Origin of the sequence: Micromonospora endophytica (assembly GCF_003236305.1) — a bacterium.
GTDB lineage: Bacteria > Actinomycetota > Actinomycetes > Mycobacteriales > Micromonosporaceae > Micromonospora > Micromonospora endophytica.
Genome location: NZ_POTX01000077.1, coordinates 1 through 23,215 on the forward strand (window position 1 = coordinate 1; position 23,215 = coordinate 23,215).

Sequence of the window (23,215 nt, forward strand, 5' to 3'; positions counted from 1 at the left end):
GCTTCGCCCTGATCGCCGTACCGGTGAAACTGGCCGCGGCGGGTCGGGTCGGGCGCCGTGGTCAGGGCCACGAACTGCTCCTCTCCGGGGTGGTGCTGCGGCGGGTTCAGGAGGCGATCGCCGCCTTGCAGGCCTCCACGAACTGGGCGGCGGCCTCGGCGGGCGTGGCCCGGCCGTACTGGGCGTTCTCGGCGGCCTTGGTCAGTTCGGAGCGGAGCACGCTGTGCCCCTTGATCGGCACCTGCGGCGCCTCGCCGAACGACTCGGCCAGCTTGTTCTCCACCTCGATGGACTGCTTCATCGCCGGGTCGGTGGTGTCGTCGCTGACCACCCGCCGCAGGTCCATGTTGGACGGCAGGCCCCGGTCGGTGCCGAGCAGTTTGACCGCCTCCGGGTCGTTGACCAGGAAGTTGATCACGTCTGCCGCGATGTCCGCGTTCTTGCTGCCCCGGAAGATCGACCAGTACATCGAGGCGCGGGCCCACTGCGCGCTCGGGTCACCGGGGTAGGCGATGACGCCCAGCTCGTCGGAGGTGTTCTTCTTCAACTCCGGCATCTGGTTGACCCAGACCCAACTGGTGCCGGCCTTGCCGGTCACCACGAGCTGCTTGGTGATGTCGGTGGCGTTGCCCTCGTGGATCACGTCCGGGGTCGGGGTGGCGCCCCGGTCCCGCGCGCCCTTCCACAGCTCGAACCACTTGGTCACGTCCTCGACGGTGAAGCCGAGGTCCTTGCCGGAGTAGAGGTCCTTGCCCTGCTGCCGCAGCCAGACCCAGAACGCCTTGTCACTGGCGCTCGGGTCCTGGGTGCCGGGGACACCCGTCTTCTTGCTGACCTCCTCGGCCCAGGCGATGTGCTCCTCCCAGCTCATCCCGGTGGTCGGCTCGGGCAGCCCGTTCTTGTCCAGCAGGGTCTTGTTGTAGACCAGGCCCTGGGTGTTCTCCCCGGCGGCAAGGCCGGCGAGTTTGCCGTCGACCACGCCGTACTGGAGCAGGCTGGGCGGGAACTTGCTGGTGTCGAGGGCACCGGAGTCCTGGTACTTCTTCAGGTCCAGGGTCGCGTTGCGGGCCGCGTACTCGGTCAGGAAGTTGTCGTCGATCTGGAAGATGTCCGGCGGGTTGCCGCCGGCGGTGAGCGTGGCCAGCTTGTCGAAGTAGCCCTGGTTGGCCTGCCAGACCGTCTCGAACGTGACGTCCGGGTTCTTCTTCGTGTAGAGGTCGAGGGCCTGCGCGGTGAGCTGGGCCCGGGCCTCACCGCCCCACCAGAAGATGGAGAGCTTGGTCTTGCCGTCGGCCGCGTCGTCGCCGCAGGCCGCGGCCGCACCGACCAGCGGCAGGGCCACGACCGCGGCGAGCAGGCCACGCAGCAAGCGGCGGCGCGGCAGAAGGGTACGGTAGGTGCGCCCGTCGGGGACGCTGGTGGGGTGTGTTGCGGGGTGCATTGCGCTCACTCCTTGGCGTTAGGAGGCGACCACGTCACCGGCGACCACGTCCGAGGTGCCCGGGTCCGCACGGCGATGCGGGCCCGGGCCTGCGGCAGTGGCACCGGAGACTTCCCGGCCGGCGTAGGGACCCGGCGCGGTGGAGTCGCGGATGACCAACTCGGTCTGGAGCATTACCTGTGCGGTGGTACGACGAGCGCCGACAGTCGCGGCGGCACCGCCTCCCCGCCCGGTGCGCGGGAAGTCGGTGTCCTGTTGCAGCAACATGTCGACGGCCGTCCGGCCGGCGGCCGCGGTCGGCGTGGCCACCGTCGTCAGTTTGGGGCGGGTGAGCCGGCTCAGGGTGATGTCGTCGACCCCGACGACACTGACCTCCTGCGGCACCCCGACCCCGAGTGCGTCGAGCCCCTCGAGGAGGCCGATCGCCATCAGGTCGTTGTAGGCGAGCACGGCGGTGACGCCGGCCCGGCGGACCTGCTCCGCCTGGGCCAGCCCGCCATTCTCGGTGGGCGGATTCGGGCCGAGCACGGTCAGTTCGGCCCCGGCGGCGCGGGCCGCCGCCCCCGCGGCCCGCCGCAGTTCCCGACTGGTCCAGGAGCCGCGCGGCCCGGCCAGCAGGGCGATCTGGCGGTGCCCCAGCCGGGCCAGGTGCTCGATGGCCAACCGGGCACCCTGCCCGACGTCCATCAGGACGCAGGGCAGACCGGCCAGTTGGCGGTTGACCACTACCAACGGCACCTCGCGGCTGAGCTGCTCGATCAGGCTGTTGCTCATCCGCGGGCTGCACAACAACACGCCGTCGACCTGCTTGGCCAGCGCGTGCACCAGTTCCTCCTCCGCGGCGGCGTCCTCGTTCGTGTCGGCGACGAAGACGTGGTAGTCGCGGTGGCGGGCCTGGCTCTCCGCCGCCTTGATCAGTGGCGGGAAGAACGGGTTGGCGATGTCGGCGATGATCAGGCCGATGTTGTGCGTCCGGCCGGTGATCAGGGCCCGCGCCGCGCGGTTGGGCCGGTAGCCCAGGTCCTCGGCGCAGGCCAGCACCCGTACCCGGGTCTCCGGGTTGACCAGGTGGGGTGCGGAGAAGGTGCGGGAGACGGTGGAGATGTGCACGCCGGAGGCCCGTGCGACGTCCCGGATGGTGACTGGCACTCAGGCCCCCTTCATCGATGTGTCGGCGGTCACGGTGCCGCCAATTAATGCAAACGGTTGCTCCAGTGTCAACGGCGATTGGTTACAGCTGCGTTTCGACGGCACTCCTCCCATGCCCTCCAACCGCGACAAACAGGGACGAAGGACGCCGATTTACGACGCTCCGTTGACTCGGCCGGATCGCTCGTGATTACTTCACTGCAAAGGTTTGCACAAAGATCGAGGAGGATCGTTAGGTGTCACCGCAACCCGGCAGCCCGGCCCGGTACGCCGTGGTCGGCACCGGCGCCCGCGCCGAGATGTTCGTCCGGGCACTGGTCCACGACCACGCCGACACCGCGCGCCTGGTCGCGTTCGCCGACATCAACCAGGTCCGGATGGACGCCCACAACCGCTGGCTCGGCGAGTTGGGCCACCCGCCGGTGCCGACTTACCACGCACGTGACTTCGGCGCGATGCTGGCCAAGGAACGGGTCGACGTGGTCCTGGTGACCTCCGTGGACGTCACGCACGACGAGTACGTGGTGGCCGCGCTGGACGCCGGCTGCGACGTGGTCACCGAGAAGCCGATGACCACCGACGCGCCCCGATGCCAGCGCATCCTCGACGCGGTACGCCGTACCGGCCGGCAGGTGACGGTGGCCTTCAACTACCGCTACAACCCACTGCACGAAAAGCTGCGACGGTTGCTCGCCGAGGGCGCGGTCGGCGAGATCGGCTCGGTGCACTTCGAGTGGCTGCTCGACGTCCGCCACGGCGCCGACTACTTCCGCCGCTGGCACCGCGACAAGGCCAGCTCCGGCGGCCTGATGGTGCACAAGGCCAGCCACCACTTCGACCTGGTCAACTGGTGGCTGGACGCCACGCCCGTGCAGGTGTACGCCGCCGGCCGACTGTTCTTCTACGGCGAGAACGGTCGACGGCACGGCTACGCCCGTGACTACGACCGGGCGCACGCCTCCCCCGCCGCCGACGACGACCCGTTCGCGCTGCGCCTGGCCGAGCACCCCCGGCTACGCGAGCTGTACCTCGACGCCGAGACCGCCGACGGGTACCACCGCGACCGCAACGTCTTCGCCCCCGGCGTGAGCATCGAGGACGACATGGCGGTGCTGGCCACCTACTCCACCGGCGCGACGATGACCTACCACCTCACCGCGTACGCGCCGTGGGAGGGCTACCGGGTGATGGTCAACGGCAGCCGGGGACGCCTCGAACTGGAGGTCACCGAGAGCGAGTTCGTCAGCCCGGCCGTGGCCGGCGCGCTCAAGGGCGCCGCGTTGCACGGCACCGAGGCCGCCGCCGAAGGCGGTGGGGCCACGCTGACCCTGCGCCCCTTCTGGTCCCCGCCGCAGCGCATCGAGGTCGACGGCTACACCCGGCACGGCCACGGTGGCGCGGACGCCCGGATGACTCAGGTGATCTTCGGTGGCGTACCGGATCCGCTGCACCGCGCGGCCAGCGCCCGCGACGGCGCGCTCGCCCTGCTCACCGGCCTGGCCGCCAACCGGTCCTTCGAGACCGGCACCCCCGTGCGGGTCGCCGACCTACTCACCCTCGACTGACCTCGACCACAGGAGCCGCACCCCGTGCCCACCTCGACCCGACCCGACCTGCTCCTCCCCGCCGAACCGGGCCAACGCGCGCTGGCCCGGGAGCTGTACGCGCTGGTGGAGCAGCTGCCCATCATCTCCCCGCACGGGCACGTCGACCCGGCGCTGCTGGCCGAGGACCAGCCCTTCCCCGACCCGTCCCAGCTGCTCATCGTGCCGGACCACTACCTGACCCGGATGCTGCTCAGCCAGGGCGTCGCCCCGGGCGAGCTGGGCGTGCCCAGCCGCGACGGCAGCCCGGTGCAGACCGACGGCCGCACCATCTGGCGGCGTTTCGTCGAGCACTGGCACCTGTTCCGGGGCACCCCGTCCCGGCTGTGGCTGGAGCAGACCCTCACCGAGGTCTTCGGCGTCCACACCCGGCTGTCAGCCCAGACCGCCGACGAGGTGTACGACGCGCTCGCCGCCAAGCTCGCCGAGCCGGACTTCCGGCCCCGGGCGCTGTTCGAACGCTTCAACATCGAGGTGCTGGCCACTACCGAGTCGCCACTGGACGACCTGGGGCGGCACGCCAAGCTCGCCGCCGACGGCTGGGGCGGGCCCGGCGGTCGGGTGGTCACCACCTTCCGTCCGGACAACGTGGTGGACCTGGCGTTCGAGGACTGGTCGGCGAACGTCGACCGGCTCGGTGAGATCACCGGCGAGGACACCGGCACGTACGCCGGGTACCTGGCCGCCCTGCGCTCACGCCGGGAGGCGTTCATCGCGGCCGGCGCCACCTCCTCGGACCACGGACATCTCACCGCCCGCACCCTCGACCTCGGCGCGGACGCGGCGACGCTGTTCGACCGGGCCCGCCGGGGTCGGGCCGAGCCGGGCGACACCGAGGCGTTCCAGGCACACATGCTCATGGAGTTCGCCCGGATGTCGCTCGACGACGGGCTGGTCATGCAGCTGCACCCCGGCGCGGTACGCAACCACAACCGGTGGCTGCACACCCGACACGGACGCGACGTCGGCGGCGACATCCCGCAGGTCACCGAGTACGTGCACGCCCTCGCCCCACTGTTGGACGCGTACGGCAACGACAGCCGGCTTCGGGTGGTGCTCTACACCCTCGACGAGGACACCTTCACCCGTGAGCTGGCACCCCTGGCCGGCGGGTACGCCGCCCTGTGGCTCGGCGCGCCCTGGTGGTTCCTGGACTCCCCCGAGGTGCTGCGCCGGTTCCGGGAGACCGTCACCGAGACCGCCGGCTTCTACAACACCGCCGGGTTCGTCGACGACACCCGCGCGTTCTGTTCCATCCCGGTCCGGCACGACGTGGCGCGTCGCGTCGACGCCGGCTTCCTGGCCCGGCTCGTCGCCGAGCACCGGCTGCCCATGGACGAGGCCGCCGAGACCATCGTCGACCTGGCGTACCGGCTGCCCAAGCGGGTCTTCAAGTTCGGAGAGAGCGCATGACCACCATCACCGACGTCACCGTGCACGACGTGCGGTTCCCCACCGCCGCCAGCGGTGACGGCTCCGACGCGATCAACCGGGGTGACTACTCCGCCACCTACGTCGAGCTGACCACCGACGACGGACCGACCGGCGCCGGGTTCACCTTCACCAACGGCCGCGGCAACGAGATCACCTGCGCTGCGGTACGCGCCCTGGCCCACCACGTGGTCGGCCGTACGGTGGCCGAGATCGCCGCCGAGCCGGTGGTGTTCTGGCGTTCCCTCGTCGCCGACGTGCAGCTGCGCTGGCTGGGCCCGGAGAAGGGGGTCATCCACATGGCCACCGGGGCGCTGGTCAACGCGGTGTGGGACCTGCGGGCCAAGCTCGCCGGCAAGCCGATGTGGCGCTACCTGGCCGAGCTGCCCACCGAGGAGCTGGTCGCCAACATCGACTTCACCCACATCACCGACGCGCTCACCCCCGACGAGGCAGCCGCCATCCTGGACAAGGGACGCGACGGGCTCGCCGACCGGCTGGCCCTGCTGGAACGCGACGGCTTCCCGTCGTACACCACCTCGGTCGGCTGGCTCGGCTACCCCGACGACAAGGTCCGGGCGCTGACCCGGGCCGCGTACGAGGCCGGGTGGCGGGCGATGAAGATGAAGGTCGGCGGCCCACCCGCCGACGACCTGCGCCGGGCCCGCATCATCCGGGCGGAGATCGGCCCGGATGCGCTGCTGATGATGGACGCCAACCAGGTGTGGGACGTCGACGAGGCGATCACCAACATGACCGCGCTGGCCGAGGTGGACCCGTACTGGATCGAGGAGCCGACGCACGCCGACGACATCCTCGGCCACGCCCGCATCGCCCGCGCGGTCACCGAGCTGACCGGCGGCCGGTGCCGGGTCGCCACCGGCGAGGTGGCCGCCAACAAGGTCATCTTCAAGCAGTTGCTCCAGGCCGAGGCGATCGGCGTGATGCAGATCGACGCGTGCCGGGTCGCCGGCGTCAACGAGGTCCTCGCGGAGATCCTGATGGCCGCCAAGTTCGGGGTGCCGATCTGCCCGCACGCCGGTGGCGTCGGGCTCTGCGAGTACGTCCAACACCTGGCGATCTTCGACTACCTGCGGGTCGGCACCAGCCTGGAGGGCCGGATGGTGGAGTACGTCGACCACCTGCACGAGCACTTCGTCGACCCGGTACGCACCCGCGACGGGCGCTACCTGCTGCCCACCGCACCCGGCTACAGCGCCACCATGCACCCCGAATCGATCGCCACCTTCCGCTTCCCGGACGGCCCGACGTGGCGGTGACCCTGGGCGCGTCCCGGCTCGGCCTCGGCGCCCTGCGCCGGCTGCCGGCCGACGCGCGCCCACTCGTGCGGCCCGGCACCGTGCCCGCCGGCGTGGTGCACCTGGGCCTCGGCGCGTTCCACCGCGCCCACCAGGCGGTCTTCACCGAGCAGGCGATGGGTCTGGCCGGCGGCGACTGGGGCATCATCGGGGTCGCCCCGCGCAACGCCGAACTCGTGCGGATCCTGGCCGCACAGGACAACCTGTTCAGCGTCAGCACGCTCTCCGCTGCCGACCGGCACACCCGGGTCATCGGGGCGCTGAGCGGGGTACGCCTGGCTGCCGCCGACCCGCAGGCCGTGGTGGCGCTGCTGGCCGACCCGGCGATCCGGGTGGTCACGCTGACGGTGACGGAGAAGGCGTACCAGCTCGACCCGGCCGCCGGCACGCTGCGCCCGGACCCGGCGCTGGTGGCCGACCTGACCGGCGACCGGCCGCCGACCACCGTGCCGGGGCTGCTGGTCCGCGGGCTGTTGGCCCGCGCCGCTGCCGACGCCGGACCGATCGCCCTGGTCAGCTGCGACAACCTGCCCGCCAACGGCCGCCGGCTGCGCGGCCTGATCACCCAGTCCCTGGCGTACGCGGGCACCCCGCAGCCGCTCGTCGACTGGGTGGCCACCCAGGTCGGGTTCCCCGGCACCATGGTGGACCGGATCGTCCCGGCCAGCACCCCGGACACCCTGGCGGCGGCCCGGCACGCGCTCGGCGTCGAGGACCTGGCCGCGGTGGCGGCCGAGCCGTACACCCAGTGGGTTATCGAGGACGACTTCCCCGGCGGTCGGCCCGCCTGGGATCGGGCCGGCGCGGTGCTCTGCGCCGACGCCGGACCGTGGGAGCGGCTGAAACTGCGGACCCTCAACGGGGTGCACTCGGCCGCGGCGTACCTCGGTGCGCTCGCCGGCTGCGAGACCATCGCCGACGCCCTCGCCCTGCCGCACCTGGCCACGGTGCTGCGTCGGCTCATCGCCGAGGACGTAGCGAACAGTTTCCGCCCACCCGAAGGCGTCGACGTGGTCGACTACGGCGAGCAGGTGCTGGCCCGCTTCGCCAACCCGGAGATCCGGCACCGCACCCTCCAGGTGGCGATGGACGGCTCGCAGAAGCTGCCGCAGCGGATCCTGCACACGGTCGCCGACCTGCGCGCCGCCGGCCGCCCGGCGCACTGGGCCACACTGGTGCTGGCCGCCTGGATCAGGTTCGCCCAGGGCACCAGCGACGAGGGCCACCCCCTGCCGCTGGACGACCCGCTCGCCGACCGGATCCGCGCCGCGCTGGCCGCCGCGCCGCAGACCCCCGCCGGTGCGGTCGACGCCATCCTCGCCCTCGACGACATCGTGCCGCCCGAGGTCGCCGCCGACACCCAGGTCCGCGCCGACGTCACCGCCTGGCTCACCGACCTGCAGACCCACGGCGTCCCCGCCACCCTGGCCGGCACCACATGAGTGAAAGGAGGGGCCCCCTGTTAACGCCTGATGTAGAGGAAGGGCCCCCTGTTAACACCCCAGGCCCAGGCACGCCCAGCGCCGGCAGCGCAGGCGCACGCAGCGCAGGCAGCGCAGGCAGCGCAGGCAGCGCGTCGGGCATGCCGAACGCCCAGGGCGTACCGCGTGTGGCGCTGGTCGGGGCGAACGGTCACGGCCGCTGGCACCGCCGGGTGATCGGCCCCCTGCACGACGCCGGGCGGCTGCGGCTGGTCGCGCTCGTGGACACCCGGCCGATCGAGCCGGAACCGGCCGCACCGGTGCCGGCCGACACGCGGGTCTTCACCGATCACCGTACGATGCTCGCCGAGGTCGCCCCGGACATCGTGGTGATCTGCACCCCGCCGCACACCCACCTACCGATCGCCCGCGACGCCGTGGCCGCCGGTGCCGACCTGCTGTTGGAGAAGCCGCCGGTGCTCTCCACCGCCGAACACGAGGCGTTGACCGAGCTGTTGCGCAGCACCGGCCGGGTGGCGCAGGTCGGCTTCCAGGCCCTCGGCTCGACGGCGCTCACCGCGCTCACCGACGCGGTGACGGCCGGCCGGCTGGGTACGGTCACCGGCATCGCCACGGTCGCCGCCTGGCAGCGTCCGGACGCCTACTACGCCCGCGCGCCGTGGGCCGGGCGCCGGTTTCTCGACGGCCACCCGGTGCTCGACGGCGCGCTGGCCAACCCGCTCGCACACGCGGTCATGCAGTGCCTGGCGGTGGTCGAGGCGGTGACCGGCGAACCGGTGCAGCCGGCCGCCATTGAGGTGGAGCGGTACCGGGTCCGCCCGATCGAGGTCGACGACACCGCGGTGCTGCGGGTCCGCCCCCACCAGGGACCGCCGATCGTGGCCGCGGTGACGCTCGCCGGTGAGGACTTCATCGCCGGCGAGGTGATCGTCACCGGCAGCGCCGGCCGGGCCGTGCTGGAGTACCCGACAGACCGGCTGCTGCTGCCCGGGGACGACACGGCGAGTGAGATCCCGGGCCGACGGGGGCTGCTGGAGAACCTGCTCGCGCACCGCGGCGATCCCACCGTGCCGCTCATCGCTCCGCTGGCCCGTACGGCTGCCTTCACCGCCGTACTGACCGCCCTGCGGGCGGCGCCCGAACCGACGTTGCTCGGCGGCGACCTGGTCGACGTCGTCGGGGCGGGCCCGCAACGGGTGTTGCGCATCCGAGGCGTCAACGCCGTGCTGCGGCGGGCCGCCGAGCAGGGCGCGTTGCCGTCGGAGTGGGGCGTGCCGTGGGCGGTCGAGCCATGGTGCACGGATTCGGCGACACCTGCGCCGCAGCAGGAGCCGACAGAATAGGAGACGCCGCAGAGCCACTGCAAACAGACGGCCCATTTGTGGCCGTCGCCAAGGCGATGACCAGTGGTTTCCTGACCTGAATCGGTCGGGGCAATAGCGGCCGAGATCAATTACTGCAACAAAACTGCACATCATTCATATTGACCCAGATAAAACAATCACCGTAACCTTCGTCACCAAGAAGAAACACGACGAAGGAACGGGAACAGTCAATGCGCAAACTCGCCGCGGGCGCGGCATTGATCATGCTCACCCTGACCGCTGCACCCGCCCCGGCAGCCGCCCACACGCCAGCCGGCGGAGGCGGTCTGTCTCCGCTGGCCCGGCAACTCGGCAAGCAGCAGCTACCGGCCGGCGACGGCTGGGCCGCCGCCGGGCCGGGCACCACCGGCGGCGCGGCGGCCACCGCCGACCAGATCCACGTGGTCACCAGCCGCACCGAACTGGTCGCCGCGCTCGGCGGGAACAACGCCAGCAACGCCACGAACGCCACCCCCAAGATCGTGTACGTCAAGGGCACGATCGACGGATTCGAGGGCACCGACGGCCGGCTGCTCGACTGCACCGACCTCGCCGATCCCGGCTACTCGCTGGACGCCTACCTGGCCGCGTACGATCCGGCGGTCTGGGGACGGACGACGCCCAGCGGTCCGGTGGAGCAGGCCCGGGTCCGGTCGGTGGCCAACCAGACCCGGCACACCCAGATCAACGTCGGCGCGAACACCACGATCATCGGGCTGCGCGGCGCCCGGCTGACCGGCATGACCCTGATGATCGACCGGGTCTCGAACGTCATCGTCCGCAACATCACCTTCGACGACGCCCGGGACTGCTTCCCGGCCTGGTCCCCCACCGACGGCGACACCGGCAACTGGAACTCCCAGTACGACCAGATCTCGGTACGCCGCAGCGAGAACGTGTGGGTCGACCACAACACCTTCACCGACGGTGACAACCCCGACAGCGCCCAGCCGAGCTACTTCGGCCGCCCCTACCAGGTGCACGACGGCTCGCTGGACATCACCCACACCGCCAGCCTGGTCACCGCCTCCTGGAACCGGTTCGACGGACGGGACAAGCTGATGCTCATCGGCTCGTCCAACACCGTCGGCCCGGACGTGGACCGGCTCAAGGTCACGCTGCACCACAACCTGTTCGACGGGTCGCTGCAACGGCTGCCCCGGGTGCGTTTCGGCCAGGTCGACATCTACAACAACGCCTACCGGCTCGGCGGCGACGGCTACGAGTACGCCATCGGCGTCGGCGTGCAGTCCGCGGTGTACGCCGAGAACAACCACTTCACCCTGGGCGCCGGCCTCAGCGCCGCCGATCTGCTCTACGACTGGGGCGGTACCGCCATCACCACCCGGGGCAACTGGGTCAGGCCAGCGGGTGGGCCCGCACGTCCGGTCGACCTGGTGAGCGCGTACAACGCCGTACGCGATCCCGACCTGTCGCCCGACGCCGGGTGGACCCCGGCGCTGCGCCACGGCCCGGTGTTGCCGGCCCCGCTGGTGCCGCTCGTGGTCGGCCCGCTCGCCGGCGCCGACCGACTGCCGCTGTAGCCCGTCAGCGGCCGCACCGCTGTTAAAAGGGGGCCCTTCCTATACCTGAGGCGTTAACAGGGGGCCCCTCCTTTCACCACCACCGCAAGAGGACGAGGTGAGACAAGAATGAAACGACTCAGGATCCTGGCAGCACTGGCCACGGCAGGAGTGGGGGCCGCAGTCTGCGTGGCCGTCATGACGCCCCAGGCGTCAGCCGCCGTCGGCAGTGCCACCGGCTTCGCGGCCAGCAACGGCGGCACCACCGGCGGTGCCGGCGGGCAGACCGTACGCGCCACCACCGGCACCCAGATCCACGCGGCCCTGTGCAACCGGGCCAGCAGCAGCACCCCGATCACCATCCAGGTCGAGGGAACCATCAACCACGGCAACACCACCAAGGTGTCGGGCGGCAGCTGCAACACCGCCGCCGACGTGATCGAGCTGAAGCAGATCAGCAACGTCACGATCCTCGGGGTCGGCAACGGCGCGGTCTTCGACCAGATCGGCATCCACATCCGCGAGGCCCGCAACATCATCATCCAGAACGTGACGGTCCGGAACGTCAAGAAGTCCGGCTCCCCCACCTCGAACGGCGGCGACGCCATCGGGATGGAGTCCGGCGTCCGCAACGTCTGGGTCGACCACGTCACCCTGGAGGCGTCGGGTGGCGAGTCGGAGGGCTTCGACGGCCTCTTCGACATGAAGGACGACACCCAGTACGTGACGCTGTCGTACAGCATCATGCGCAACTCCGGTCGCGGCGGCCTGGTCGGTTCCAGCGAGAGCGACCGCTCGAACGGTTACATCAGCTACCACAACAACCTGTTCGAGAACCTCGACTCCCGGGTGCCGCTGCTGCGGGGCGGCATCGCCCACATCTACAACAACCACTACGTCAACATCCGGGAATCCGGGATCAACTCCCGGGCCGGCGGTCGGGCCAGGGTGGACAACAACTACTTCCAGACCTCCAAGGACGTGTTGGGCACCTTCTACACCAGCGAGGCCGGCTACTGGCAGGTCAGCGGCAACATCTTCGACCGCGTGACCTGGTCCGCCCGCAGCGGCGACACCAACCCCGCGGGCCCCAACCCGACGTCGAACACCAGCGTCAGCATCCCGTACTCCTTCCGCCTGGACGGGGCGAACTGCGTGCCGGACATCGTCCGGCAGACCGCCGGCGCCAACAAGGGCATCCGGACCTCGAACGGCAACTGCACGCCGACGAACCCGACGACCGGCCCGACCAACAACCCCACCTCCGGGCCGACCAACAACCCGACGCCCGGACCGACCACGCCACCGAGCGGCACCAACCTGAGCATCGGCGCCGACTCCGACGGTTCCAGCAAGGCCAGCGGCACCAGCTACGGCGACGTGCGGGACGGCAACATGGGCACCGCCTGGGGACCGTCCGGCGCCACCGGCCAGATCTCGATCAAGTGGGGCACCGCCACCAGGGTCTCCCGGGTCAACATCCGGGAGGCGTCCGGATCGGTAGGCAGCATCCGCTCCTGGCGGCTGCTCAACCACGACACCGGCGCCGTGCTAGCCACCGGCAGCACCGCCGGCGTGATCAGCTTCACCGCCACCTCGCTCCGCAAAATCACGCTCGACATCACCAGCTCGTCCGGCGCCCCCCGGGTAGCCGAGTTCGAGACGTACGCCAGCTAAACACCCGTGCGTGAGGTGGGGGCCGTCCGTCCCGACGGCCCCCACCACTGTCTCTCCCCCACGCTTTGCTCTGCTTCAACCCACGCAACGGTTCCGACCGGTTTTTGTCGCGTGGAGTGAAGCAGAGCAAAGGCGGTAGGTGCGACAGGCCAAGGTCGGGCAGGAAGGTGCGCGGGTGGGCGCGGTCGCCACGTCGTACGGCAGAATCTGCGGGCCAGGGATGCCGTCAGGTCATCCACGCTCTTCGAACAGCGGTTGCAGACATTCGAGCAGCATTGCGGTATTGACGTTCCGGGGCAGGTCGACCCGAATGTCGATGCCGCGACCTCTGACCGTCAGTACCACCGTCGGCCGGTCGTCGCGCAACCGCCAGTTGCGGATCGCGACGACCAGCGCGCTCAACTGTGGCTGCACGGTGGCGAGGGTGGCCAGGTTGGCCAGCACGGCAACCCCTTCGATGGCCAGCGTGATGGCGTCCGCGCCACGGATGCCCTCGTACGGCAGGTCGATCTCATCCAGCACGTCCGGCGGCAACTTCAGCTTGACGACACTCATCGTTCTCCTTTGACCTGCAAGGCGATTTCCTCTTGGACATCCCGGTCCAGGGGGCGCAGACTCGTCGAGGCGACCGCGTTGCAGAAGTACCCCTGAACGTGGTGGATGCCGACATCCCAGATCTGTTTCAGGGTGACCGGCGCTTCCTCGTCGTAACCCTCGACCACAACGGCCCGCGGGTGTGGAGCCTCCCCTTGGTCTCGGGCATATCGCGCCACCTTCGCCACCAGCCGCAACTCGTCGACCGCCAACGGGTGGTGCAGCACCGCCCGATCAACCTTGATCTGGGTCAGCCGCAGTTCGGCCATCCGCGCCAGTGATGCGTGTCCGACCCCGAAGTCATCGACCGCAAAATTGATGTGTAACTTTGTGGCCAACTCGGTGAGCCTGCGGTGGAAGTAGTCCAAGGGCTTCTGCGGCCAGTCCTCACCCGGACCGGGCATGATGGGATCCTGCTCGGAGATTTCGAGCGTGAGGATTCGCGGATTGACATCCGCCTCAGCGAGGGCCCTGCTGACCTGCTGTAAGTAGGCGTCACGGAGCAGGGAGCGGACCGCCACGTTCACTGACAGTGGTTTGATTCCCTGCCAGCCGGCGGCCGCAGCGGCTTCGGCGTACGAATGGATGGCCTTCGAGACGAGCAGTGCGTCGCGTTCGATGATGAACCGGTCGCCCCAGTCGTACGCCATCCGCAGAGCCGCCAGCGGCGCGCTGATCTCTCGCTCGTTGCGACGGGCCAACGCCTCGAAGCTGTGTACGCCAACTCCAGCAGGATGTCTGCTCAGCTCCACGACCGGCTGAAAGACCATGGTCATCGAGTCGATGAGCTTCTGATAGATGGTGAACGCGTACTCGTAGACCGGCGTGGGTAGGCGCCCAAAGGCGGTGCGCAGTGCCGTCATCACGGCCATCTCCGACTCCACCGGATCGGCGACCGGATCGGAGTCCCACACCGCCCGCAGGATCACCGCCAACGGCTCCCCCATCTCCAGTTGCGCAGGGGCCGGGTCGACTACCACGAGGGCGACAATCCGCTCGTTCACGTACTTGACGGGTACGCAGAGCATGCGCCGCCGGACACCTTCGGTGACCACGTGGCCGGGCATCGAGGTGCGGTACTGCACGGCCTCATCGGCGGCAAGTTCCAGCATCGGGCGCAGCAATTCTCTATCGAACCGCGCGGTCTTGTCCAAAACGCTGACGTCGTCCCCGGCGAACTCCACCACTGCCACCGAATCCGCATCGACGGCATACCGGACGAGTTCCACGCGCTCGCCATGGCCGCCGTGCTGGGCGTGGTGATGCGGGCGGCTCCCGCTTCTGAATATCCGGCCGAGTAGTTGCGTAATCGAGTTGCCGTGGTCTTCGAGCGGATTCTTGCAGGGCCCGACGATGCCTGGATTGGCCATCGTGTTGAGCGCCTGCCGGTCATGCCGCGACACCGGTGGCTGGGTCAGAGGTATGGCCGGTCCATAGGTCTTCACCCACTGCGCTGGCGGCGGGTCGATACCTTGCTCCGCCACGAAGGCCGCCATCCGCGCGAACGACACACGGCGGGCCTCGTCCGCCGCTTCGCCCCGCAGCGCCCGCAGAACATGATGGGTCAGGACGCCGTGCCCGTAGTCCGGATTCTCCCGGGCCACTGCGCCCCTGGGGCACGCCAGCAAGGCGCTGTGCCGGTCGACCTGGGTCCGGTAAGTCTCCATTGCCGCAGCGTGCCGCCGATCGGCGTCGGCGTAGATGCCGGCTTGGCAACAGTCCAGCACCAGGAACGAGGTGCCCGCGAACGCCTCGAAGACATCCCGTTTGAGAAACGACATGCGCAACCCGTTGTCCGGCTCTCGGGGTAGCACCTCTGGGTCCAGATCGGCGGTCACCAGGTACGCGTCGAGTTGGTCGTTCCATTCCGGCACCAACGCGTGACCGGCGAAGTAGACAAGCAGGACGTCCGACGGCCGAGACCTGAAGGCGATCTCCCGCAGGTACGCCTTGACCTCACGCCACTTGGCCTCGGCCCCGATGAACATCTTGACGGCACCGTCGTCAAAGGTGCCATAGTCCTGATCGAGCAGGACGGCCCGCAGGTCCTGCGCGTCGCTCTCGGCGTACCGTAGGGCCGGTAGTTGCACGTCGTAGCCACACTGATTGACCCCAATCAGAACGGCCTGTCGATTGCTCGGCGCCATCGCACACCCCCGAGGCGATCCGTCCCGCGGCCACAATGTGAAGTGTCGTCAACTCTCTGGGTGACCTTATCGGGTCGCGCGCACGAGACGGCGCACCGTCAGATTCCTGTCAAATGCTCGGTGAAGTACCGTGCCGGCCGAGTACGCGATGTCATAGCCGCGGCAGGGCTTCCTCGATCCGGTCAGCCTTGACGTACGCCAGGAATTCGGCCTGGTCGGGCGCGGACAAGGCCGCGAAGGCGGCGTAGGCGACGGTGCGGGCGTGCGGCGTCTCCGCTGCCAGCAGACCGATGATGGCGGCCCAGGCGAGCGATACCGAGTGGAACAACCGGTCCCCGCGCAACGCGGCGAGTAGGCTCAACTCGCCCAGCCTGCTTGCCGCGTCGTCGTCGGCTCTGGCCCGGTCGACCAGTTCGAAGACGGCCTTGCCCCGGTACGGCCCACCGCTTCCGGCCAGCTCCGCCAACTCGTCGTTACGCATCTGCCGCACCGGCGGCGGCGTGATGTTCGGCGGCTGCAGCACACTCAGGGGATCTTCTCCAAGGATCTTTGCGTACTCTTCGCGCTGAGGCAGACAATCCGAGGTGCCTACAGGAGCTTGTGTTTACGGGCGAAGGCCGGGAACTCGGCACCGGAACAGGGAAGACGAGCTCCCGTCGCCCGTAGGGCGTCGATCACGTTCCCGGCAGCAGCCTCGGTCTGCTTGCCATCTCGGCACGCTCCAGCCAGTAGCCAGATTGAGCCGTGGACGCGTGCACCGTGGCTACGGGCAACCTGGGTCGCACTCCGGTCATCCGTGATGGCGATCCCGCTGCGCAGTTCTGCCGCTGCGACGACAGAGGCTTCCCCGAGGTCACGCTCACCTGAGCCAATCCGTGCCACCCATTTCGTGAAGCATCGGATCTCCTCGAGCGTGTCCAGTTGAGCGATGACGGAGTCCGTCTGCGTCGGCAGGCTCACGGCGCGATCTCCAGGTCGTCCTCCGGTAGGTCCGCCTCGGTGATCTGGCCATGCATCAACTCCACGGCCCTGCCGCCGGTGATCCGGTGAGTTCGCCACGCTTCCATCACGGCGTGTGCATACGCGGGCGGTACCCGCACCGATGCGAGGTCTGGTTGCGGGGCCCAGCCGAGAGCCTCCATGAATTCCGCCCGAGTGGGGCGGACCTGGTTCCAGGATCTGCGGGTCGGCGCATCGATCACCCCGGCCTGCTCGGCCTGCCGCAAGGCCAACAACCAGGAGGTACGGTATCGAGCCGCGTAGCTGATGATGCGGTCCCTAAGCACCGATTCATCAGGGTGGCCGGCGGCAACCGCCTGGACGGGCAGCAGCAGCTCCGCCGCGAATGCGTCGACCGTCGCCTCCTGTTCCGCCCGCGAGGCACTGACGCCAAGATCGGCGGAGTATTCGTCGCCGATGATCAGGTGGCCGAGTTCGTGTGCGGCGGTAGCCCGGCGGCGACCGGGATCTCCCGTGGTGCTCACTACCGCGACGGCCAGATCTCCGTCGACAACAGATGCACCATCTCCCGGCAGATCGGTGGCCAGGACCCACTGGCCGGCACGTTCGCAGACGTCCACGATGCTGGCGATCGGTTCGTCACCGAGCCCGAACCGCTGCCGCAACCAGCGGGCGGCCTGACGGGCATCGGCCTCGGACGCCACGGCCTGCGGATAGCGGAGCACCGGACGGACGTGCAGCACGCCGAGTTCTCGCAGCTGCTGCACGTTACGCAGCCACTCGACCAAGGCGATCTCCAGGCGCTCCGATGCTCGGGTCGCCTCGGTATCGGTCTCCTCGGTCAAGGGTGCCGTGCGCCGCGACAGCACTGCCGGCCGTGGTCTGACCAGGTACTCCATCGACACCTTGAGCGCACGGGACAGCCGGGACAGTTCCAGGCCATCCAGTCGCCGGGTGCCGGCCTCGGCCTTGGCCAGCATGGTGCGGTCGAGGTCAACCATCGCGGCGAGATCCTGCTGCGAGAGCCCCAACGACAGGCGGGCCTGTCGCACCTGCTCGCCGACGAGAGGCCAGTCCAAGGCATCACCCATGGTGCGATAATCGCACACTCAACGCCGCTTGCGTGCGCGCACGCAAATCCGGTCGCCGGGTTGCTGTCTACGGCCACCGTCGGACGACGGCGTCCTCATAGACGACGTAGAATCCAGCCGGCCCTTCCGCACCGTAGCGCCAGATCCGGTCGCGGTGACGCTCGAAACGTTCGGCTCGCTTCGCCTGTGGAAGCTCGGCGCTGCTCAGGCAGTGAATGGTGAGACCGGCGGCGCGAAGGAGTTCGAGGACCTTCACCTGGCTGCGGATCTTCTTGTCCTGAGTGAGCAGAGCAGAGTCCAGCCCTGCTTGAGACCGTACTCGACCCACACATCGTCTCCGGTGAACTGCCCGTCAGCAGGGAAGACATCGGTCACCAGATGCACAGTCCAGTCAGCGGCGCTGAGGTCTCTGGGCGTGCTCTTGCCCAGGCAACGATCGACAAAGAATTCAGGCGGCGACCCGGACGACCGCTTCGACTTCGTCAACGGTCAGACCGTACTCGTCGGCAACGACTTCAGACGGTTCACCAGCACGCCACATCCCCACAACCGCTTCGACCGGGACCTTGGTGCGTGCGACGACGGGAGCGCCCCAACCAAACCGTGGATCGATGACCACCTGGGCGGTGTCCGGGTACTGACGCAGCCGCAGGCGCGCGGGGTAGGCGTCGGAGGGGTCCCAGACGATGTACCGCAGGTAATCGGCGATCACTTCTCGGATCGGCATCTGATGGTCTCCGGCTCGGGCCAGTTCGTCGGTGTCGACGTATTGGACGAAGACGTCGATGCCGTCCGTCGCGATCCGTCGATCCGCCAAGCCGTAAGGGTTGCCGAAGATGTTGCGAATCTCGGCAGCCACGTCGCGGATCTTGTCCTTCCCGAGTTTCAGATCGCGCAGGGACCGCAGGACGTACGCCTCGATGACAGCAACGAACGGCACGGACGGCCATCCCCGCTTTGCCGGTTGCACGCTGTGCACCAGCGGCTCCCCGGCCGCCTTCTCGGCAAGCCAGGAATACATGGTGCTGCGGGGTATGCCCAGATAGCGAGCGGTGTTAGCCGGAGTGAGCAGCGCATCATGAAGTTTGTCGATCATTGCACACCTCTCTCCGGCGAATCAGAGACTCACGTAGTTGCCACAGTGCACCGCACAGGTCAGCCCAGGCTGTTGCTGAAGCCGGCGATGCTCGCCGCCAGGGCCTGGTCGACGAATTCGCAGACCTCCTGCCAGCGGTCGGTCGCCGAGTCGGTGTAGATGAGCGTGACGCTGTCATCGGGGCCGGGGTTGAGCAGCGGCACGTGTCGGGGCGGCTCGCTCGGCGTGTGGTTCTCCACCGATTCGGCGAAGGCCGTGACGGCGAGGACGCCGGTCTCTCCACGGCCCACCTTCTGCACGGCCACGACATGGCGCATCGCCTGCCCCAGCACGGTGAGTCGCAGTTGCACCCACCAACTGCCCTCTCGCAGGTTGGTATAGAAGTCGACCGCGTTCGCGGTGCGGATGAGTTGCGCGCGCCAGTAGCCGGCCTTGTCCTGCCCAGGTGCCGCAGACGTCACCAGGGCAACCGCAGCGGGATCCACGGCGGCGAAGGCGTCGAGGAACTGGCCCCGGACACTGCCCATGTAGTCGATCAGTCGGACATGCAGGTCATCAGCCAGTTTCCGGGTCTGCTGTTGCTGTTGGCCGTCTCGTCCGCGTACCAGCACCTGGAGACGCTCGGCATATGCGCGAGCGACCTCCACCGCCCCGGCACCCGCCGGCGCGACCTGCACCGAGCCGGTAAGCGCCGACGTCAGTGCGTGCCGTTCCAGCCGAGCGAAGAAGCGCACCAGCGGCCGAATGTCGCCGTCGTTGGCCCGCTCCAACGCGGCGATGTAGTCACCGCGCTGACGCCGGTCCACCACCAATGGTGCGTAGTGCGCCTGGAGCAGGACCAACAGCGTCAACGCCCGTGCGACGCGCCCATTGCCGTCGGCGAACGGGTGGATGCGGATGAAGCGGTGGTGTAGCCAGGCACTCCGCACGATGGGGTGCACCGTCGCGGCCATCTCCTCGTACATGGCGAGGAGTCGCTCCATCTCCGCCTGCACGTGCTCGGGTGGCGTGAAGTGGATCCGGGTGCCGTCCTCCCGCGTGACGGAGTTCGGCTGGTTCTTCCACTCGCCGTGCGGTAGCGAAGCGCGCACGACCCGCCCGAACTGGTCATGCGCGTCGTAGGTGTGTTGGTGCCGGGTCACCAGGGCGTGGAGTTCCCGGATGAAGTGCAGAGACAGCGAGGAGTCGCCCCGCGCTGCCTCGGCGAGATACTCCAACGCCGAGTACTGGTCCTGGATGACCGCAAGCGTGTCCTCGGTCAACTCGCCCTCAGCGACGACATCGAGGGTCAGACCCTCGGCGACAAGTGCTTCGGTCGCGCCCCGGTCGAGGGCGTAGAGCCGCTCGATGATTCCCGTTTCGATGGCGTGCCGCCGCAGGCTGCGCTTGCGGGCCGCCTCGATCTCTGCAGGCGTCGCGAGCTTGAGATTGTCGTCCCAGACGGCACGGAGACTGTCCGTCGCCGAAAGCAGCTCGGCGACGTCGCCATTCAGCGCGGGCAACGGCTCGACGCTGCGCCAGGGAACATCAGGTGCCACGGGCAGGAGCCTAGCCGCCACCCGTCCGATCACCGCGACGACCGGCGGAACCTCGGCGCACAGATGGCACGCTCAGGGCTCACGCATCCAGGTCTTCGGGTCGGTCACGAAGATGCCCTTGCCTTGGTGTCGCCGGATTACGCGCAGCGCCTCCAGTCGAACGTAGACCATCTGAATGGTCGATGAGCTGACCCCGAAGCGGTCGCTCATGTCGGCGATCGAGGGCAGCTTCTCCCCCGGCGTGACTCTTCCGCTCCGCACGTCGCTGACGATCTCGTCAGAGATCCGGATGTAGTCCGGTGTCTGTGGCATGGCACTCCTCGCGTGGCACGCCAATTTGATCACGACACGCGCTCGCCAGACAACTAAGCGTTGCGAGGACTCCACTTAGGCATATATGGTTGATCGGAAGCCGCTTCTCGCGTGGCAACGAGTTCGGCTCATCCCCTGGTCGGGGCGGGTGTGGGTGCCCGTCCCGACCGAACGGACTGCTCTGTCGTCGTACCGCTGATTGGAGCTGCGGCGGCAGAGCCGGGCGGGCCGTGCGGACGCCGGCCACGCACGGCCCGCCCTTCCACTCACCGAGCCTTCGCTCCCGGCTGCACCGGAAAGGATCGACGTGGCCCAGGTGTACCGAGGTGGCCACCTCTACGGGACCGGCAACCCGGCCCAGCTGACCCCGCACGAGGCGCGGACCAGGGCGTTCACGCCGCGTCGGCGCGGCGTCGACCCCCATGAGGTACGCCAGTTCCAGGCGCTGGTCGCCGACGAGCTGACCGACCTGCACGCGCAGGTCCGCCAGCTTGCCGAGGAGAACGAGCGGCTCAAGCGGGCGCTGCGTGACTGGCAGAGCATGCACGCCCGCGAGTGCCGACCACCGAACTCCGGCCACTGGTGACCGCGCGCCCCTGCCCCGGCGACCTGCTGCTCATCGACAGTCGCGCGTCGGTGCAGTTCGCCGGGAACCGTGCGCTGCTCTTCCGCGTGGTGTCGGTGTCCGACCGGCCGACATACCACGGCTGGATCTGGCTGACCGGCTACGTGCTGGACCGGCGCGGCGAGGCGATCGACAAACGCGAGATCTACGTCCAACTCGCCGGCCTCCGCCCCGCAGCGTCACAAACGCTACCGCCACGAAGGTCGCGGCAGCCCACGGCGACACGCTCGGGTTGATCCTCGATCATGCGCTGGGACGCACCGCCCAAGTCAATGTGGATGACAGGGCGTCAGATGTCGCGCGGGGGCCAAGTCAGCAGGAGTCGCACCTGCCGCTCACCGGAAGCTGGACGAAGCAGTTAGGGCACACCGGCCGGCGAGGCGGCGGCGCCTGGGCGCGACGACGCTCGACAGTTGCCTGTAGCTTCGGTGCCAGCGCTGGCACTCCGCCGTCTGAAGGTAGTGATGCCCCGAAGTGGCGGTAGCAGGCCAGCCGGGAGCCGGCAGCGTGCTTCTCCCGCGCCATCTCGTCTTCCGCTGGCGGCTCGCCGGTGACCCGGAGCACCTCGTCGTACCCCCCACCGACCATCCCGTCGTCCACTCGGACGACGAGCGCCGACAGCGGCGGGTGACCACGACGGAGTGACTCGTGGATCACCCGGTTGAGCACCTCTCCGATCCAATTTTGCAGCAGGGCCGATGTTCGGATTCCCGATGCGGCAAAGAGTCTGTCGCGGAGCTCACCGTAGGTGATCGTCGAGTGATACGTCTGGGCCACGTCGGTCAGGACGGCGTAGGCATGCTCTGCCCAGACGTCCCACGCTTCCTGCGCACTTATCCGTTCGCCGCTTTCCCGCCAGTACCCACGCTGCTGGGTCACCACTGCCTCCATTCGGGCACGCCTCGCGGCCTCCAGCGGACAATACGGCGCACGAGCGTTTGGCCGGACCGTCCGTGTGCTCAGCCTCGCCGGGCGAGAATGGCCAACGTTTCGCGGCGTACCTCGTCGGGTTCGTGCGTCAGGCGGCGGTGGGCGAAGCGGACCACGAGGATGCCGACGGTCGCCAGCAGCGCGTCCCGACGCAGGTCGATCTCCCGATCACGCAGGTTGCCGTGGGTGGTGGCACCGTCGAGTTCGATGTTGACGCGTTCGCGCTCGGCGAGAAGATCGAGGTACATGGTGCGCTGTCCGATGCGGATCCGGGCCTGACGGCGGAACTCGGGCATTCCGGGGCCGGTGAAGACGTGCTCGTGTCCCCAGATTTCCAGGGGACTACGGCAGCCATCGGCGAGCCGGGTCAGCAGCTTCTTCAGAGCGGCTCGATCGATCAGCTTCGGCACGCTCTGCAACGCCATCCGCAGCCGGCCTGGGGTCGTCATCCGGTCGTTGACCGCCCGGATGACCGGTGCTGGCCGCTCGTCGCGTGGCAGCAGCGGCCACGAATCGACAAGCGCCTGCTCGAGGTGGACAACCGGTAGCCCGCGCCGCGTCACCACATGCGGGGGTTCTGGCGCAAAGCCGAGGCGTCGATGCAGCACCACCCCCGGCCGGCTGCGTAGGCCCGCCTCGGCTGGTGCGCTCAGGTGCAGCGGTTGCCCCGCGACGTGCCGACGCAACCCCCACACATCGAGGGCGCTGAGGTGGCTGAGCGCGCCGCACCCCTGCGCCCAGGCGCACACCGCGCGGTGGCCCAAGCGGGGGTCGAGTCGGGTGATGGCCGGAAGGTCGCGCCGCGTGACGTCCAGCAGGTGCGCCGCTACCAGCACCCCAGGCAGGACGCGCACCAGGTCGCCGTCGCCGCAGGCACGCTGCAACGTCCACGCCGGTACCACCTGCTCCGCGGCTGTGCGGGTCACCAGCCCGCCGCCGCGTTCCACCAACTTCCGCAGCACGTGATTCACG

At 69.1% G+C, this 23,215-nt stretch carries 22 protein-coding genes; 9 read left to right on the forward strand and 13 right to left on the reverse strand.

The genetic code is table 11. The features are described from left to right. Positions 1 to 106: 106 nt before the first annotated feature. Positions 107 to 1,441, reverse strand: a complete 1,335-nt coding sequence (locus tag C1I93_RS13755; RefSeq protein ID WP_111243668.1) for an ABC transporter substrate-binding protein — start codon at positions 1,439 to 1,441, stop codon at positions 107 to 109. A gap of 18 nt (positions 1,442 to 1,459) precedes the next feature. Continuing rightward, positions 1,460 to 2,590 carry a LacI family DNA-binding transcriptional regulator gene (locus C1I93_RS13760; RefSeq protein WP_111243669.1) on the reverse strand — a complete coding sequence of 377 codons (1,131 nt, stop codon included), beginning with the start codon at positions 2,588 to 2,590 and terminating at the stop codon, positions 1,460 to 1,462. A gap of 236 nt (positions 2,591 to 2,826) precedes the next feature. On the opposite strand from C1I93_RS13760, the gene C1I93_RS13765 reads away from it, so the two are divergent. The 7 genes from C1I93_RS13765 (at position 2,827) to C1I93_RS13795 (ending at position 12,950) form a co-directional block, all read left to right on the forward strand. Continuing rightward, a complete protein-coding gene (locus C1I93_RS13765; protein WP_111243670.1) occupies positions 2,827 to 4,155 on the forward strand; it encodes a Gfo/Idh/MocA family protein in 1,329 nt (442 codons plus the stop codon). A gap of 24 nt (positions 4,156 to 4,179) precedes the next feature. Further along, complete coding sequence (gene uxaC / locus C1I93_RS13770) at positions 4,180 to 5,607, forward strand: glucuronate isomerase (RefSeq protein ID WP_111243671.1); 1,428 nt, start codon at positions 4,180 to 4,182, stop codon at positions 5,605 to 5,607. Beyond that, a complete protein-coding gene (locus C1I93_RS13775) occupies positions 5,604 to 6,905 on the forward strand; it encodes an enolase C-terminal domain-like protein (RefSeq protein WP_111243672.1) in 1,302 nt (433 codons plus the stop codon). Before uxaC ends, C1I93_RS13775 begins: the two co-directional genes overlap by 4 nt. Beyond that, positions 6,896 to 8,386 (forward strand): mannitol dehydrogenase family protein, encoded by a 1,491-nt coding sequence (locus tag C1I93_RS13780; RefSeq protein ID WP_111243673.1) that lies wholly within the window; start codon positions 6,896 to 6,898, stop codon positions 8,384 to 8,386. Before C1I93_RS13775 ends, C1I93_RS13780 begins: the two co-directional genes overlap by 10 nt. 140 nt (positions 8,387 to 8,526) lie before the next feature. Then, a complete protein-coding gene (locus C1I93_RS13785) occupies positions 8,527 to 9,729 on the forward strand; it encodes a Gfo/Idh/MocA family protein (RefSeq protein WP_111243674.1) in 1,203 nt (400 codons plus the stop codon). Between the two features lie 212 nt (positions 9,730 to 9,941). Further along, the gene (locus tag C1I93_RS13790) at positions 9,942 to 11,294 is read left to right on the forward strand and encodes a pectate lyase family protein (protein WP_111243675.1); all 1,353 of its coding nucleotides are present in this window, start codon (positions 9,942 to 9,944) and stop codon (positions 11,292 to 11,294) included. Between the two features lie 108 nt (positions 11,295 to 11,402). Beyond that, entirely contained in the window at positions 11,403 to 12,950 is a 1,548-nt protein-coding gene (locus tag C1I93_RS13795) for a pectate lyase family protein (RefSeq protein WP_111243676.1), read from the forward strand. A gap of 231 nt (positions 12,951 to 13,181) precedes the next feature. Here the strand turns inward: C1I93_RS13795 and C1I93_RS13800 are convergent, their stop codons facing one another. From C1I93_RS13800 to C1I93_RS13835, 9 genes are all read right to left on the reverse strand, one after another. After that, positions 13,182 to 13,505 carry a hypothetical protein gene (locus tag C1I93_RS13800; protein WP_111243677.1) on the reverse strand — a complete coding sequence of 108 codons (324 nt, stop codon included), beginning with the start codon at positions 13,503 to 13,505 and terminating at the stop codon, positions 13,182 to 13,184. Continuing rightward, positions 13,502 to 15,691, reverse strand: a complete 2,190-nt coding sequence (locus tag C1I93_RS13805; RefSeq protein WP_111243678.1) for an EAL domain-containing protein — start codon at positions 15,689 to 15,691, stop codon at positions 13,502 to 13,504. The genes C1I93_RS13800 and C1I93_RS13805 overlap by 4 nt, the downstream gene beginning before the upstream one ends. A gap of 151 nt (positions 15,692 to 15,842) precedes the next feature. Beyond that, positions 15,843 to 16,214, reverse strand: coding sequence for a hypothetical protein (locus tag C1I93_RS13810; RefSeq protein WP_223256271.1), 372 nt, complete (start codon positions 16,212 to 16,214; stop codon positions 15,843 to 15,845). Positions 16,215 to 16,279: 65 nt separating this feature from the next. Next, positions 16,280 to 16,651, reverse strand: coding sequence for a PIN domain-containing protein (locus C1I93_RS31195; RefSeq protein ID WP_146603495.1), 372 nt, complete (start codon positions 16,649 to 16,651; stop codon positions 16,280 to 16,282). Continuing rightward, positions 16,648 to 17,742 carry a helix-turn-helix domain-containing protein gene (locus C1I93_RS13815; protein ID WP_111243679.1) on the reverse strand — a complete coding sequence of 365 codons (1,095 nt, stop codon included), beginning with the start codon at positions 17,740 to 17,742 and terminating at the stop codon, positions 16,648 to 16,650. The genes C1I93_RS31195 and C1I93_RS13815 overlap by 4 nt, the downstream gene beginning before the upstream one ends. Positions 17,743 to 17,994: 252 nt before the next feature. Continuing rightward, positions 17,995 to 18,228 (reverse strand): PIN-like domain-containing protein, encoded by a 234-nt coding sequence (locus C1I93_RS33100; RefSeq protein ID WP_181445161.1) that lies wholly within the window; start codon positions 18,226 to 18,228, stop codon positions 17,995 to 17,997. Then, entirely contained in the window at positions 18,191 to 18,838 is a 648-nt protein-coding gene (locus tag C1I93_RS13825; protein WP_111243681.1) for a DUF433 domain-containing protein, read from the reverse strand. The genes C1I93_RS33100 and C1I93_RS13825 overlap by 38 nt, the downstream gene beginning before the upstream one ends. Positions 18,839 to 18,897: 59 nt before the next feature. Next, a complete protein-coding gene (locus C1I93_RS13830; RefSeq protein ID WP_181445162.1) occupies positions 18,898 to 20,376 on the reverse strand; it encodes a Fic family protein in 1,479 nt (492 codons plus the stop codon). A gap of 72 nt (positions 20,377 to 20,448) precedes the next feature. Further along, positions 20,449 to 20,688 (reverse strand): winged helix-turn-helix domain-containing protein, encoded by a 240-nt coding sequence (locus tag C1I93_RS13835; RefSeq protein ID WP_111243685.1) that lies wholly within the window; start codon positions 20,686 to 20,688, stop codon positions 20,449 to 20,451. A gap of 307 nt (positions 20,689 to 20,995) precedes the next feature. Here C1I93_RS13835 and C1I93_RS13840 point away from each other — a divergent pair, with 307 nt between their 5' ends. Both C1I93_RS13840 and C1I93_RS13845 read left to right on the forward strand, forming a co-directional pair. Beyond that, on the forward strand, positions 20,996 to 21,274 hold the full coding sequence (locus C1I93_RS13840; RefSeq protein WP_223256270.1) for a DivIVA domain-containing protein: 279 nt from the start codon (positions 20,996 to 20,998) through the stop codon (positions 21,272 to 21,274). Further along, complete coding sequence (locus tag C1I93_RS13845) at positions 21,271 to 21,549, forward strand: hypothetical protein (protein ID WP_223256269.1); 279 nt, start codon at positions 21,271 to 21,273, stop codon at positions 21,547 to 21,549. The genes C1I93_RS13840 and C1I93_RS13845 overlap by 4 nt, the downstream gene beginning before the upstream one ends. Positions 21,550 to 21,625: 76 nt before the next feature. Here C1I93_RS13845 and C1I93_RS13850 read toward each other — a convergent pair whose 3' ends face one another. Together C1I93_RS13850 and C1I93_RS13855 are read right to left on the reverse strand one after the other, a co-directional pair. After that, complete coding sequence (locus C1I93_RS13850; protein ID WP_212808502.1) at positions 21,626 to 22,192, reverse strand: hypothetical protein; 567 nt, start codon at positions 22,190 to 22,192, stop codon at positions 21,626 to 21,628. 80 nt (positions 22,193 to 22,272) lie between these two features. Next, on the reverse strand, positions 22,273 to 23,215 hold a 943-nt coding region (locus C1I93_RS13855), incomplete at its 5' end, for a DUF559 domain-containing protein (RefSeq protein WP_258378286.1).